The sequence below is a fragment of the Bradyrhizobium sp. ORS 375 genome (assembly GCF_000239775.1).
GTDB lineage: Bacteria > Pseudomonadota > Alphaproteobacteria > Rhizobiales > Xanthobacteraceae > Bradyrhizobium.
On sequence record NZ_CAFI01000449.1, the window covers coordinates 25,917 to 40,808 of the forward strand.

Below are 14,892 nucleotides of genomic sequence, written 5' to 3' on the forward strand. Positions count from 1 at the left end.
GATTCCGCGCGGGCGTGGGCGGCCGAGGCTGCGAAAGGAACCTTGGCCGTCAAAGATGCCGAACAAACAATCGGTGATCGCGCAGCGCTGCGGCATGCCGCTGGCGCGCTCATCGTTCGGCATCGCGAAGGGAACCGCCATGAGCCTCGCAGCGACCACCGAGCTCACCCGCAGCGTGCGTCGATCGACAACGCCGTGCGCTACCTCATCCAGAACGACAGCCCGAAGGGAAAACGTGTCGGCTGGCCGATGATGGCTTCGATCCTGGTCGAGGCGGATTGAGATCGCGACCCGGCGCTAAACTAGACTGCCGGACAGCAGCTTGCCCGGGTTCATCAGTCCGTGCGGATCGAGCGTCTGCTTGATCTTGAGCATCAGCTCCAGCTCGAGTGGCGGCTTGCATAAGGGCATCTCGGAGGTGCGGAGCTGGCCGATGCCGTGCTCGGCGCTGATCGAGCCGCGGCGGCTAGTGATCTCGTCGTGGACGAGGCGGGTGATGCGCGGGCCGTGCCGATAAAACTCGTCCTCGCTCATGTCGAGCGGTCGCATCAGATTGTAGTGCAAATTGCCGTCGCCGAGATGGCCGAACACCATGGGCCGGATGCCCGGCAGCGCGGCGCCGACCGCCGCGTCCATCACCGCGACGAAATCGGCGATTTCTGCGACGGGCACCGAAATGTCGTGCTTCAGGGCCTTGCCCTCGCGCACCAGCGCTTCCGACACGCTCTCCCGCACGCGCCAGAATGCCTTGGCCTGGGCGCCGTCCTGGGCGACGACGGCGTCGGAGACGAGACCCTCCGCCATGGCGTCGGTGAGCGTGACTTCGAGGCGCGCCGTCAGCGCGGCCTCCTTGCCGATATCGCTGAGCTCGATCAGCACAGCCGCCTCAGGCAACGCCGGGAATGGGAGCCGCGCATCCGGCATCTGCCGCGTGATCATCTCGAGCGTCGCCGCGGTCAGGAATTCGAACGCCGTCAGGCGATCGCCGCAACGGGCGCGCGACCGCTGCAGCAGCTTGAGCGCGGCAGCCGCATCGGCCACCGCGACGAAGGCCGTGGCGCGGGCGGTCGGTTGCGGAAACAGCTTGAGCACCGCACCCGTGATGATGCCGAGCGTCCCTTCCGAACTGATGAACAGGTCGCGCAGCGCATAGCCGGTGTTGTCCTTGCGCAAGGCGCGCAGGCCGTCCCAGATGCGGCCATCCGGCAGCACCACTTCCAGGCCGAGCGTCAGCTCGCGCATCACGCCATAACGCAAGACGGCGACGCCGCCGGCATTGGCCGCGAGATTGCCGCCGACGGTGCAGCTGCCTTCGGAGCCGAGGCTGAGCGGAAAGAACAGGCCCGCTTCGCGCGCCGTCTCCTGCACTTTGGTGAGCACGACACCGGCGTCGACCACCATGGTCTGTCCGATCGGATCGACCGCGCGGATACGGTTCATGCGCGACAGCGACAGCACGATCGCGCTCCCGCTTGCATCCGGCGTGGCGCCGCCGGACAGGCTGGTATGACCGCCCTGCGGCACGACGGCGACGCGCGCCTCGGCGCAAGCCGTCATGGCGGCCGCGACCTCGGCCGTCGACCCGGGCCGCACCACAGCGATCGCCGCGCCATGATATTTGCCGAGCCAGTCGCGCAGATAACTCGCCTGATCCTCAGGGGCGGTCAGCACATGTGAGGTACCGACGAGACCCTGCAACGTGGTGATCAGCTTCGTCATGACGCGCGCGGAGGCCTTTGTCGGTGATCGATTTATGATGCCTGCAAACTAACAGGATGGGCGGCAATGCCCCCAATACCAAGTTGTCCGCCGTCCATAATCGATTGTTATGGCTAAGCTCAGGCCGTCGCCACTGCCATGGGCGGGGCGATGTGCGGGACGGCATCGACCAGTTCGCGGGTGTAGTCGGTCTGGGGATTGGCGAACAGCGCCCCGCTCTCGCCCTGCTCGACGATGGCGCCGGTGCGCAGCACGATGGTGCGGTCGCACATCATGCGCACGACGTTGAGGTCGTGGCTGACGAACAGGAAGGCGAGATTGTCCTCGCGCCGCAGACGATTGAGAAGCTGCAGCACCACGGCCTGCACGGAGACGTCGAGCGCGGCTGTCGGCTCGTCCAGCACGAGGAGCCGCGGCTTGCAGGCGATCGCCCTGGCGATGCCGACGCGAGCCTTCTGGCCGCCGGAGAGCTGGTGCGGAAAGCGCGACAGCAGCTCGCGCGGCAGCCCGACGCGCTCGGCGCATTCCTCGACACGCTGGCGCAGCTTGTCGCCGGCGCGCATGTTCATCAGCCGCAACAGCGGATGGGCAATGCAGTCGAACGCGGTGTAGCGCGGATTGAGGCTGTCGTTCGGATCCTGGAAGACGATCTGGATGTCCTTGCGCAGCTCGGAGCGATGAAAGTCGCGCGCCGGAATCCCGCCGATCGCCTGGCCATCGAACAGGATCTCGCCCTCGCTCGGGTCGATCAGGCGACAGATCATGCGCGAGGTCGTGCTCTTGCCCGAGCCGCTCTCGCCGACCAGGCCGACGCTTTCGCCGCCGCGCATCGCCATCGAAAAATCGGCCACGCCAATCGTGCCGTCGTCGAAGCGTTTGACGATGTTCTTCACGTCCAGCAGCAGCGGCGTGCCGTGCGGTGCCGGCGGCAGCTCGGTCACCTCGACCAGCGGAATACGCTCGCCGCCGGGCACGAGGTCCTCGATGCGCGAGGTCGCCGTCGGCGAGGCCGCGACCAGCCGCTTGGTGTAGGGATGCTGCGGCCGATGGAACAGCGTCAGCGGCGCCGCCTCCTCGACCAGCCTGCCCTGCTCCATCACCACCACGCGGGCGCAGTAGCGCGCGGCAAGGCCCAGATCATGTGTGATCAGGATCGTCGCCATGCCGCGCTCGGTGGCGATCTTCGCAAGAAGATCCATCACCACCTTCTGCGTCGTGACATCGAGGCCGGTGGTCGGCTCGTCGGCAATGAGCAACTGCGGGCTGCAGGAGATCGCGATCGCGATCATCACCCGCTGGCACATGCCGCCGGAGAGCTCGTGCGGATAGGCGCTCATGCGCCGCTCGGGATCACGGATCTGCACGGCCTTGAGCAGGCTCAGCGCTTCGGCCTGCGCCTCCTGACGCGACAGCCGGCGATGGGCGAGGATCGCATCGGCGATCTGCTGGCCGACGGTGCGGATCGGGTTGAGCGCAGCACGCGGATTCTGGAAGATCATCGCCATCGCCGCGCCGTGCAGGCTGCGCAGATCGGCGCCGCCGGCGCGGGTGATGTCCTGGCCCTTGAAGCGGATGCGGCCCTCGGTGATACGGCCGGCCTTGTCGAGCAGATGGGTGATGGCAAAGCCGGTCACTGACTTGCCGGAGCCGCTCTCGCCGACCAGCCCGAGCATCTCGCCCGGCTGCAGCGACAGCGACACGCCGCGCACCGCTTCGACGAGGCCGCGACGGGTCGAGAAGGTGACCTTGAGGTTCTCGACCTCGAGCAGCGGCGACTTGCTTGCAGATGCGGTCATGTGCGCATCCTCGGACGCGCCACACCGATCATTTTCAGATCCGCCGTCATGTGCGCATCCTCGGATGCGCCACACCGATCATTTTCAGATCCGCCGTCATGTGCGCATCCGGGGATCGAGGATGTCGCGCAGACCATCTCCGAGCAGATTGAAACACAGCACGGCGCTCATCAGCGCGAGGCCGGGGAACGCCACGAGCCACCAGCGCCCGGTGGAGATGAAGCGCGCGCCCTCGGCGACCATGATGCCCCATTCCGGCGTCGGCGGCTTGACGCCGAGGCCGATGAAGGAGAGGCCCGCGGCGTTGAGGATCGCCCAGCCGAGATTGAGCGACATCTGCACCGCCATCGCCGGCAGCACGTTCGGCAGCAGGAACCGCAGCACGACAGCGACATGGCTCTCGCCGCAGGCGCGCGCGGCCTCGACCCAGCCGAGGTTGCGGCGGATGTTCACCTCGGCGCGGGCGAAGCGGATGTAGAACGGCAAGTTGATGATCGCGGTCGCGATCACGATGTTCTCGACGCGATTCCCGAGTGCGGCGACCATGGCCATCGCCAACACGAACAGCGGGAACGCCATCAGCACGTCGACAAAGCGGCCGACCGCCTTGTCGAGCCGGCCGCCGGCATAGCCGCACAGCGCGCCGATCACCGAGCCGATCGCGAAGGACACCGCGACCGCCGTCACGGCGATGGTGAGGTCGAGCCGGCTCGCCACGATCAGGCGGCTCAGCACGTCGCGGCCGAGCTGGTCGGTGCCGAACCAATGTGCCGAGCTCGGCGGCTGCAGCGCCGCAGGCACGTCGGAGGCGATGGGATCGTAGGGCGCGAGCCACGGCGCAAAGATTGCCATCAGCGCCAGCAGCAGCGCGCCGCCGGCTGCGATCGCCGTCACCGGATTGCCGCGCAGCACGAAGGCGGTGTGACGCAGCGTCGATGAGGTCTCGATCGTGGTCATGCTCATGCCACCGTGGCCCGGGGATCGGCGATGCCGTAGAGCAGATCGACCAGCAGATTGACGATGACGAAGATCGTCGCCATCAGCAGCACGAAGCCCTGCACCGGCGCGTAGTCGGACACCAGCAGCGCATCGAGCGCATAGGAGGCGACGCCGGGCCAGGAGAACACCTTCTCCACCAGCACGTTGGCGCCGAGCATGGTCGAAAACACGATGCCGGCGATGGTGATGACCGGCAGAATCGCGTTCCTCAAGGCATAGGTGACGACGATGCGCCACCAGGACAGTCCAACCGAGCGCGCAGTGCGCACGAAGTCGCTGCCGAGCGAGACCAGCATCGAGGCGCGGGTGATGCGCGCCAGCGGCGCGATCACGAACAGCGCCATCGTGAAGGCCGGCAGCATCAGCTGCCGCGCCGCCGCCGACCAGCCCTCGAGATCGCCGGCGAGCAGGAAGTCGATGATCAGGAACCCGGTGCGCGATGGCGGCATGGTGGTGAAGATGTCGATGCGGCCCGTCGGATCCGGCGCGAAGCCGAGCAGATAATAGAACACGTAGATCAGCAACAGCCCCGAAACGAAGGTCGGCACGCAGACGCCGAGCGAGCAGAACAGGCGCACGCCGTGATCGACCAGCGATCCCGGTCGCAGTGCGGCGATGACGCCGAGCGGCACCGCCGAAACCAGCGCGATCAGCAGCGCCGTCAAGGTCAGCTCCAGCGAGGCCGGCAGGCGCTCCTTGAGGTCCTTGGCCACGGCCTGCCCCGTCATCATCGAGCGGCCGAGATTGCCGCGGCCGACATCGGCAAGATAAATCACGAGCTGGTTCGGCAGCGGCTTGTCGAGCCCGAGCTGCCGGCGGATGACCTCGATCTCCTCCTTGCCGGCATTCGGGCCGGAGGCGAAGAACACGGCTGGGTCCCCCGGCAGCACGCGCATCAACAGGAACGTGAACACCAGGACGCCGAACAGCGCCGGCAGCGACGAGACGAAGCGTCGTCCCGCCCGCAGCAGAGTTGCGCCGATCGTGTTCATGGGTCTTCCGTCTCCCAAACTTTATCACCATCGACGCACACCGGAGCGCCGCGCTTGGTATCACCTCGCCCCGCCTGCGGGGAGAGGTCGGATTGCATCGAGAGATGCAATCCGGGTGAGGGGTACAGGTCTCACCATGTGCACTGCCCGTGCGTCTGCCCCTCACCCCAACCCTCTCAGCGCGAGCGAAGCTCGTCGCGCCCCCGTAAGAACGGGGAGAGGGAGCGCAGTTGCAGCGCGGCACGAGCTTCAGTTCCAACTTCAGAAGAGCGAGGCTTTCTCTCCCGATGGAAGTAAGCTGAGCCGCCTGATCGTCCTACTTCCGGCTCAGGTTACGATAATCGACCTGCCGCGTGAACTGGTAGACGTAGCCGTCCACCGTCGGCTGCATCACCGCGTCCTGCGCCGCCTGCCAGATCGGGATCTGGAACATCTGGTCGAAATGGATCGCGTTCAGCGCCTTGCCCTGCGCCTCGTACTTCGCCTTGTCGGCCTCGAAGCGCGCCTCCTGGGCGATCTTCTCCAGCTCGGCATTGTCGGTCGAGGAGTAGTTCCAGCGCTGCTTGCCGGTGTAGAAGTTGCGGTAGAAGTAGTCGGTCGAGGGAAGCCAGGCGACGATGCCCTCGATGAAGAAGGGCAGCTTCTTCTCGTTGATCGCCGTCGACATCTGCGCGTCCGGCAGCTTCTGGATGTCGACCTTGATGCCGATCTTGGCCAGCGACTCCTTCACCAGCGCGGCCATCGGCTCGGCGGTCGCCGCCTGGCCGACATTGAAGCTGAAGGTGGTGGAGAAGCCGTCCGGCATGCCGGCGTCCTTCAGATAGGCCTTGGCCCTCTCCAGGTCGAGCTTGATCGGCTGCGGGATCGGATAACCGCCGCTCGGCGGCTTGCCGTCGGCCCAGGTCGCGCCATAGAGCGGCGCGCCGCGGCCGAACAAGGCGGCCTTGAACATGTCGTCATAGGGCAGCGCAGCGGCGATGGCGCGGCGGACATTGACGTTGTCGAACGGCGGGATGGTGTTGTTCATCGAGATGAAGGTCACCGCATTGTATTGCGGCGTGGAGATCACCTTCAGCTTTCCCTTGCCCTCCAGCGACTGCACGTCGCTGGCCTGCAGGTCAATCACCAGATCGGCGTCGCCGCGCTCGACCAGGTTGGCGCGCGTCGCCGGCTCCGGCACCGACTGGATGATCAGCCGCTTGAACGCCGCCGGCTTGTCCGGCGTGCCGCGATTCCAGGCCTCGTTGCGCTTGGCAATCACCTGCTCGCCGGGCTTGAAGGTCTCGACGATGTAGGCGCCGCTGCCCGCCGCATTCTCCTTGGTCCAGTTCAGCGCCCAGGGATCTTCAGCCGTGGCATGCGCCTTGGCGAGCTTGGAGTTGATGATGATCGGATAGACGGTCGCGAGGTTCGGCAGCGCCAGCTTGTCCGGCTTCGGCAAGGTCACTTCGATCGTCAGGGGATCGATGACCTTGAACTGATCGGCCGATGTCAGCGAGCCCGTCAGCAGCTGCGCCTTGCCGAGAATCGGTGCCGTGACGCAGCGATCGAGCGACCATTTGACGTCCTCGGCGGTGACCGGCGAACCGTCCTGGAACTTGGCATCGGGGCGCAGCTTGAAGGTGATCTTCAATCCATCGGGGCTGACCGAATAGGATTCGGCGAGCTCGCCGGTGATCGTGTCCAGATCGAACACCCACTTACCATTGAGCTGCTTGCGACCGAACGACACCAGCCGGTCGTAGCTCGACATCGACAGCGCGAAGGCCTCGCGCGTCGAACCCGGAATATTCGGATCGAGCGTATTGACGGTGGCGCCGGTAACGTAGCGCAGGGTTTCCGCACGGCTCTGCGCATGCGCCGATGGCGCGGCCATCGTCACCGCGAGCAACGCGGTGGCCGCAAACAACGAACGTTTGGACATCATGTAACTCATCGCCCCCTGTTCCTTCGGTAGTCTCAAATTCCGGAACTAAACGCACTGCCAGTGATTGCCGGCGACGCCAGCGCAGCAGCAAATCACGTGCCACGCGAAATGACGAGAGGATCGTGCATGACGCAGCGCGAGAAGCACACACCTGCGCAAGCGATCGATCACGCGCAATCACCTTTCGCCTCGCGGCGCACGGTCGCTTGTTTCACGTCATAAGCCTTGAATGCCGCCCAATGCTGCTCGATGTCCGCCTTGAACAGGCCGCGCGTCAGCCCGTGCACCAGCTTCGGAACCGCCGTCGTCATCGCATTGATGGACGATCCCGACGCGCCGAAGCTCATGGTGGATGCGATGGCGAACACGTGGATGTCGCTGATCCACGGCGTCTCTCCCGCGACGCGCTCGCACAACGCGTAGTCGTCGGCGAGATAGGGGAAGGCACCGAGCCGGTCGTTGCGCTCGCTCGCATCGGGCGTGTAGCGGTCGGACCAACGCGCGATGTTCGACGCGAAGCGCCGTAGTTCCGGCCGCTTCGCGAAATCGATCGAGATGCCCGTCGCGCTGATCACGAAGTCAGCGTTGATCTCCCCCCTCGCCGTCTGCAGCACGACGCCGTCGGCCGTTTCGCGCGCGGCCGACACAGGCGCGCCCTCAAGCAGGTGGAAGGCTGCGTAGCGCGCGCAGCGGTCATAGGTGTGCTGCGGAAAGCCTTCGCGCAGCTCGAGAACCGCGCGCATGAAACGCCAGCGCCAGGCATCGTCGAGCTCGGAGAAGTGCCGCAGGAAGCCGCGGAAGGTGAGCCAGCGATAGGGTTGGATCAACTGGATTTCCGCGCGACGGCACAGCAGGTCCACCCGCGCTGCTCCCGCTTCGAGCACGACGGCGGCGTTGTCGAATGCCGAGGCGCCGGCGCCGATGACTGCGACACGTCGGCCGCGCAGAGCGTCGAAATCAATCTCGGCACCGGAATGAGCGCAGCGCGTCGGCGGCAGAGGCCGCAGCGGCTCCGGGATGCTCCAGTCTCCCATGCCCTCCTGCCCTGTTGCCAGCACGATCTTGCGGGCAAAGATCGTCGTCTCGCCGTCCGGACTGCGCACGGTTGCTTGCAGCAAACCACCCGCTGCCGGCGCGATGTCGACCACCTCGCTGCCATTGCGCACGGGAAGGTCGAGCACCTCGCGATACCAGGCGAGATAGCCTGCCCAATATTCGCGCGGGATCAGGTCAAGATCGCGCCAGCTCTCGGCGCCGAGCTTCGCCTCGTGCCATGACTGATAAGTCAGGCTTGGAATGTCGAGGTCGGGTCCGGTGAAGTCTTTCGGGCTGCGCAAGGTCGGCATGCGCGCATAGGTGAGCCAAGGCCCTTCGCGCCCCGCTTCGGCCTTGTCGAGCACGAGAATGTTGCTGACGCGCGAGCGCAGCAGCGCGAATGCCGTGGCCAAACCCGACTGTCCACCGCCGACGATCAGCACGTCGATCGCAGGACGGCCGTCGGGACCGATCATTGGCGTCAACCAGGGCATTGTGGGATGCGCGATCCTGGCGAGATCGCTGCGGACCCGGGCGCTCAGCGCGGCAAGGCCGTCGCTCATGCCGGACACCGGAATTGACACGCGCAATCGCGATCGACACGTTGGCTGTCGCTCACGCTCTCTCCATCTGTCAGGTCACCCGGCCCGCGAAGCTTAGCAAAGCAACCCTGCAGCCGACCATACCGATTTGTCCGCCGCCCATAACAGCTTGTTATGGTCGGGGCGCCACGGCTAGAGTCCGCGGTCACCAGCAGCGAGACACGAGGTCGCATGCCGCTCAATCTTCGCCAGATCGAGGTGTTCCGGGCCATCATGATCACCGGCTCGATCAGTGGCGCCGCGCGACTGTTGTCGGTGTCGCAGCCGGCGATCAGTCGGCTGCTGGCGTACACCGAGGATGGCTTGAAGCTGAAGCTGTTCGAGCGCATCAGCGGCCGGGTGCAGCCGACGCCCGAGGCGAAGCGGCTGTTCGCCGAGGTCGAGCACATTCACCGCGGCGTCGCGCGCATCAACGATCTCGCCGACGAACTGCGCGCCGGCGGCACCGGCACCATCCGCGTGGTGGCAAGCCCGAGCGCGGGCCACGGCATGGTGCCGGATGCGCTGGCGCGGCTCCGCAGCCGCTTTCCCGATCTGCGCGTCGAGTTCGAATCGCTGACGCTGCTGGAGATCGTCAGCCGGCTCGGCACGGCGCGGGCCGATCTGGGCATCACGGTCCTGCCGGTCGACGAGCCCACCGTCGCGGTCGAGATCATTGCGGAAGGCGCGCTGCATGTGATCATGCCCGCCGGTCACGCCCTGGCGAAGCTGCGCAGCGTCAGGCCGAAGGACATGCTGCCCTATCCGCTGGTCGGCTTCGGCCCGCAGACGCCCTACGGCCACATCGTCACCTCGGCTCTCGCCGGCGGCCCCGAGCCCACGACGATCGTGCGCTACACGCCCGACGCCTGCGCCATGGTTCGCGCCGGCGCCGGCCTTGCGGTCGTCGACGAATTCGTCCTGCGGGGCCGCGCCTGGCCCGACCTCGTCGCGCGCCCGCTGATGCCGAAGACTCCGATGCGGGCATACTTGCTGACGCCGCGATTCGAGCCACTGTCACGCAATGCCGCGGCGCTGGCAGATATCTTGCGCGGACGCGATCGGAAGGGCGCGACGGGGAAGAGGTAATTGACTTTGCCTGTTCGGATCCGGCCTCTCTCCGCGCAACCGGTGAGCTCCCCTCCCCCTTGCGGGGAGGGGTCGGGGGTGGGGGTTCCACGAGTCCCGCTCGATATGAGTTGCTCGAATAGTTGGTGGAGATCGAGCGGCGCGGAAAAGCGCCTCGCTCTCAGACCCCAACTCCGGAAGGGCCGGGGATTGGAGTTCAGCGCCCGGGGACCCCCACCCCCAACCCCTCCCCGCAAGGGGGAGGGGAGCCCACCGCCGTCGTGGCGACGGCTTCGCTTCAAACTAAAAATCAAGCCGCGTCGACAGCTCATGTCGAACCTTGCGCCCGCTCCTACGCCGCCAGCCACCCACCATCCACCGGCAGCACGACGCCGGTCGTAAACGACGCCTCGTCGCTGGCAAGAAACAGCGCGGCTGCCGCGACCTCATCCGCCTCGCCAAAGCGCTTCATCGCGTGCCGCTGGCGCGAGGCCTCGCGTACCGGCTCCGGATCGGCGTGGCGCGCGAAGCTCCTGCGCAGCAGCGGCGTGTCGATCGCGCCCGGCGCCAGCGCGTTGACGCGGATGCCCTCGGTGGCGAAGTCGACCGCCATGGTGCGGGTCAGGCTGATGATCGCGCCCTTGGCGGCGATATAGGCACTGTTGCCCTTGCCGCCGGCGACCGCGAGCTGCGATGCGACGGTGATGATCGATCCGGACTTCTGCTGCTGCATGATCGGCACCGCGACCTTCGCCCACAGCCAGGTGCCGCCGACATTGGCGCGGAACACGGCGTCCCAGTCGGCGGGGTCGGTCGTGACGACGGTGCCGCCACAGGAGAAGCCGGCGGCGGTCATCAGCACGTCGAGCCGGCCGCGCGCCGCGGCGACGCCCTCGATCGTCGCCTTGGCGAAGTCGGCGTCGCCGACATCGCCGACATGGACGCTGCCGTCACCGCCCGCTTTGCGCACCAGCGACAGCGTCTCCTCCGCACCAGCGGCATCGCGATCGACCAGCGCCAGGTGCGCGCCCTCGCGCGCGAACATCACGGCGCTGGCGCGCCCGATCCCCGAGCCGCCGCCGGTGATGATCGCGACCTTGTCCTTCAGCCTCATCTCAGTCTCTCCCGCACTGATCGAACCAGCGGCCGAAATGCTCGGCCGACGCCGCGCAGTCGAACCGCGCGCGCCAGCCGAACTCGTCCGCGAGCCGCGTCGTCGAGAGCCGGCCGCGGACCGGCGCGAACACCGGCACGGTCGGCGTCTCGCCGTGCTCCGCGAGCCGGCACGTAAATCCGGCCCGCCCGGTCGCGAACGCGCGGCCCCACGCCTCGGCCGTGAACGTCGCCTCATTCGAGATGTTGTAGAGCGTCTGCTGCGGCTTCTCGGCCTCGAGCAGCAGGCAGACAGCATCGGCGACATCGACCGCATACACCCAGTCCTTGTCGCCGGGCTCGTTCAGCAGCGCGGGCTCATCCCGCGCGCAGCACGCCGCGATCAGCGCCTGCGGCGAGGGTGTGTCGCGCACGCCGCCGCCGCGCTCGAACGGGCCGAACACCGCCGACAGGCGCACGCTGATCACGTCCGTCTGCCACAGATCCGACAGCCGCGCGGCGACGCGCTCCGACGCAAATTTGGTGATCGCATACAGCGACACCGGCTCGCACGGCGTGGTCTCCTCCAGCACCGCGAAACGCTGGCCGCTGGCACCATAGGACGCGGCCGACGACAAATTGATCACGCGGCGGATGCCGCTGCGCCGCGCCGCCTGCAGGATCGGCACCTGCGCGAGCAGGTTCACCGCGAGGATGCGCTCGGGGTCGGCTGCGTCACGCTCCGGTCCGGCGGTGATCGCAGCTCCCAGGACGACGGCATCGCGGCCAGCGACTGCGGCGGCAACGGCGCTGGAATCGGTGACGTCACCCGCGATCACCTGCAGCCGCTCGCCAAACGGCGAGAAGGCACGCTGCGCCGCATGTGGCAGAGGTGCCGCATCGAACACCGTCACCGCATGCCCGCGCTCGAGCAGTCCTTGCGCGATGTTGAGCCCGACGAAGCCGGCGCCGCCGAAGATCAGGACATGCATTTGAAGCCTCCAGCCACGCGGGAATGCACGAGATCAGAGCACGTCACTCTCCTCGCGTCATGGCCGGGCGCAGTCCCGGCCATCCACGTCGAGCGGCATCCGCGGAAACGGGTGGATGCCCGGGTCAAGCCCGGGCATGACGGCTGAGTATGTGGAAACACCGAGACCAACACGAACGATCGCACAGTGCCCACCCTGCTCACAGCAGCGTCGCCCCGAAATTCTGCTCGGGATCCATGTCGGCCACCAGCCGCCCGGTCGGCTTCGCCGCCTCACCGCCGCTGCGGGCGAGGAACTGGCCGGAGCCGGGCTGCACCGACAGCTTGCCGTCATCGACGATGACGCGGCCGCGCGACAGCACGGTCACCGGCCAGCCCTGCACGCTGCGCCCCGCAAACGGCGTGTAGCCGGCGAGGTCGTGCATGGCGGCATCGCTGATCGTCACGCGCTTGTCCGGATCCCACAGCGCGATGTCGGCATCCGCCCCGATCGCGATCGCGCCCTTGCGGGGATGCAGATTGTAGATCTTGGCCGGCGCCGTCGCGGTGAGCTCGACGAACTTGTTGAGGCCGAGACGGCCCTTCGACACCATCGCGTCGAACAGCAGCGGCAGGCGCAGCTCCAGGCCCGGCAGGCCGTTGGCGATCTGCTTGAAGTTCGGGTTCGGGCCGGCGCGCAGCTTGCCGGTCTCGTCGAAGCGGTACGGCGCGTGATCCGACGAGATCGTCTGCAAATCGCCGAGCGACAGCGCCTGCCACAGCGCCTCCTGGTCCGGCGCGCGGCGCGGCGGCGGGCTGCACATCCACTTCGCGCCCTCGATGCCGGGCTTGTCGAGATCCTCGGCGGTCATGAAGAGATATTGAGGACACGTCTCCGCGAACACCTTCAGCCCCTGCCCGCGCGCGTGGCGGATCACCTTGGCGCCTTCCGCCGTCGAGACGTGGAAGATCATGATCGGCTGATCGACCAGCGCCGCCATGCCGATCAGGCGGTTGAACGCCTCCGCCTCGGAGAAGCGCGCATGGCTGATCGCGTGATATTTCGGCGCCGTGTAGCCGCGCGCCAACAGCCGCTTCACCATCCAGGAGATGATGCCGTGGTTCTCGGCATGCGCGCACAGCATCGCGCCGCCCTCGCGCGCAGCGACGAGGATGTCGAGCAGCGGCTCGTCGTCGATCTTGAGCCGGTCATAGGTCATGAAGATCTTGATCGAGCCGTGGCCCTGCCGGATCAGCACCGGCAGGTCGCGCTCCAGCGTCTCCTTGGTCGGATCGGCGATGATCATGTGGAACGCGTAGTCGATGACCGCACCCTTGCGCGCCAGCGCGTGATAGTCCTCGAGCACCTGCGGCAGCTGCATACCGACATGCTGCGCGGCGAAGGAGATCACGCTCGTCGTGCCGCCGAACGCCGCGGACGTTGTCGCGCTCTCGAACGTATCGGCGTTGACGATGCCGGCGGCCGAGAGCTGCTCGATATGGCAGTGGCTGTCGACGCCGCCCGGCAGCACGTATCTGCCGCGCGCGTCGATCTCGCGCTTCGCCGGCCCCAGCCCGCGGCCGATCGCCGCAATGGTCTCGCCGGAAACGGCGACGTCGGCCTCGAACGTATCCGTGGTGGTGGCGACGCGCCCTCCCCGGATGATCAGGTCATAGGCCGGCTCGGTCATCGCGATCTCCTAGTTCTGCCAGTTGGAACGCCGTGGAGGCACGAGGCCGCGAAGGCCTCCTTGCGTCCGCACTGGCATAGTGGTTGCCTGTCGGGCGCCGTCAACTCCGAAGAAGCAGGTAGCTCCCATGTCCCGCCCGCGCATCACCGTGATCAACCCGAACTCCAACCAGGTGGTGACCGACGGCCTCGCCGCGGCGCTCAAGCCGCTGATGTTTGCCGAGGGACCGGAGATCGTCTGCGAGACACTGAAGGAAGGCCCCTATGGCGTCGAGAGCCAGAAGGACGCCGACAGCGTCGCCCTGCCGCTGCGGCGCTTCGTCGAGGGCGACAACGCCTCGAGCGCGTTCGTGATCGCCTGCTACAGCGATCCTGGCTTGCATGTCTGCCGCGAAGCGACGACGCGGCCGGTGCTCGGCATCGCCGAATGTGGCGTGCTGACCGCGCTGACCCGCGCCGACACGTTCGGCGTGCTCGCCATCGCGCAGCGCTCGATCCGACGCCACATCCGCTATCTCCGCCAGATGGGGCTGATGGACCGGCTGGCCGCCGAGCGGCCGCTCGACATGACGGTGGCGGAGACCGCGTCGGGCGAAGGCACGCTGGCGAAGATGATCATGGTCGGCCGCGCGCTCCGGGACGAGGACGGCGCCGGCGCCATCGTCATGGGCTGCGCCGGCATGGCGCGGCATCGCAAGAACCTGGAGGATGCGCTGGGGATTCCAGTGATCGATCCGACTCAGGCCGCAGTGACGATGGCGCTCGGCGCGGTGGCGTTTTGCAACTGAGCAAACGCCGCATTGATCTCGCCGTCTGCAGCGCACGAATTTGGCCCGTCTGCCGCCCCACCCTTCGCTGTTGTCCCGGCCTTGAGCCGGGACCCATAACCACCGGCAGGGATGAGGCAGGCAACTACCAGTGACGTCCCTCGATAGCTTCCGCGATATGGGTCCCGGCGCCGCGTGCGCAATTGCGCACTAGGCCGGGACGACACCGGTTCGTGTGGCTACGATCTCGCTGTAA

The 14,892-nt window shown here is 67.0% G+C and carries 11 protein-coding genes and 1 pseudogene; 3 read left to right on the plus strand and 9 right to left on the minus strand.

The annotated features are described in order from the left end of the window. Nucleotides 1-139: 139 nt before the first annotated feature. Nucleotides 140-276: pseudogene (locus BRAO375_RS39065) on the plus strand (MFS transporter); the annotation flags it as partial. A 21-nt stretch (nucleotides 277-297) separates the two neighbouring features. Here the strand turns inward: BRAO375_RS39065 and BRAO375_RS29970 are convergent. The 6 genes from BRAO375_RS29970 to BRAO375_RS29995 form a co-directional block, all read right to left on the minus strand. Beyond that, on the minus strand, nucleotides 298-1,719 hold the full coding sequence (locus tag BRAO375_RS29970) for an FAD-binding oxidoreductase (protein ID WP_009031177.1): 1,422 nt from the start codon (nucleotides 1,717-1,719) through the stop codon (nucleotides 298-300). Nucleotides 1,720-1,838: 119 nt separating this feature from the next. Continuing rightward, nucleotides 1,839-3,515: a nickel ABC transporter ATP-binding protein NikE gene (gene nikE, locus BRAO375_RS29975; protein ID WP_009031178.1), complete on the minus strand. Its 1,677-nt coding sequence runs from the start codon at nucleotides 3,513-3,515 to the stop codon at nucleotides 1,839-1,841. 96 nt (nucleotides 3,516-3,611) lie between these two features. Beyond that, complete coding sequence (locus tag BRAO375_RS29980; protein WP_175345394.1) at nucleotides 3,612-4,472, minus strand: ABC transporter permease; 861 nt, start codon at nucleotides 4,470-4,472, stop codon at nucleotides 3,612-3,614. A gap of 2 nt (nucleotides 4,473-4,474) precedes the next feature. Continuing rightward, nucleotides 4,475-5,506: an ABC transporter permease gene (locus BRAO375_RS29985; RefSeq protein WP_009031180.1), complete on the minus strand. Its 1,032-nt coding sequence runs from the start codon at nucleotides 5,504-5,506 to the stop codon at nucleotides 4,475-4,477. Nucleotides 5,507-5,822: 316 nt separating this feature from the next. Beyond that, on the minus strand, nucleotides 5,823-7,442 hold the full coding sequence (locus BRAO375_RS29990) for an ABC transporter substrate-binding protein (protein ID WP_009031181.1): 1,620 nt from the start codon (nucleotides 7,440-7,442) through the stop codon (nucleotides 5,823-5,825). Nucleotides 7,443-7,600: 158 nt separating this feature from the next. Beyond that, the gene (locus tag BRAO375_RS29995) at nucleotides 7,601-9,031 is read right to left on the minus strand and encodes an NAD(P)-binding domain-containing protein (protein ID WP_009031182.1); all 1,431 of its coding nucleotides are present in this window, start codon (nucleotides 9,029-9,031) and stop codon (nucleotides 7,601-7,603) included. Between the two features lie 210 nt (nucleotides 9,032-9,241). Between BRAO375_RS29995 and BRAO375_RS30000 the strand changes: the two genes are divergently transcribed. After that, entirely contained in the window at nucleotides 9,242-10,138 is an 897-nt protein-coding gene (locus BRAO375_RS30000) for a LysR family transcriptional regulator (protein WP_009031183.1), read from the plus strand. A 331-nt stretch (nucleotides 10,139-10,469) separates the two neighbouring features. On the opposite strand, the gene BRAO375_RS30005 is transcribed toward BRAO375_RS30000, so the two are convergent. From BRAO375_RS30005 to hydA, 3 genes are all read right to left on the minus strand, one after another. Continuing rightward, entirely contained in the window at nucleotides 10,470-11,231 is a 762-nt protein-coding gene (locus tag BRAO375_RS30005) for an SDR family oxidoreductase (RefSeq protein WP_009031184.1), read from the minus strand. Nucleotide 11,232: 1 nt separating this feature from the next. After that, a complete protein-coding gene (locus BRAO375_RS30010; RefSeq protein WP_009031185.1) occupies nucleotides 11,233-12,201 on the minus strand; it encodes an NAD-dependent epimerase/dehydratase family protein in 969 nt (322 codons plus the stop codon). Nucleotides 12,202-12,400: 199 nt separating this feature from the next. After that, nucleotides 12,401-13,870, minus strand: a complete 1,470-nt coding sequence (gene hydA / locus BRAO375_RS30015) for a dihydropyrimidinase (protein WP_009031186.1) — start codon at nucleotides 13,868-13,870, stop codon at nucleotides 12,401-12,403. A gap of 127 nt (nucleotides 13,871-13,997) precedes the next feature. Between hydA and BRAO375_RS30020 the strand changes: the two genes are divergently transcribed. Next, nucleotides 13,998-14,657, plus strand: coding sequence for an aspartate/glutamate racemase family protein (locus BRAO375_RS30020; protein ID WP_175345395.1), 660 nt, complete (start codon nucleotides 13,998-14,000; stop codon nucleotides 14,655-14,657). Nucleotides 14,658-14,892 lie beyond the last annotated feature (235 nt).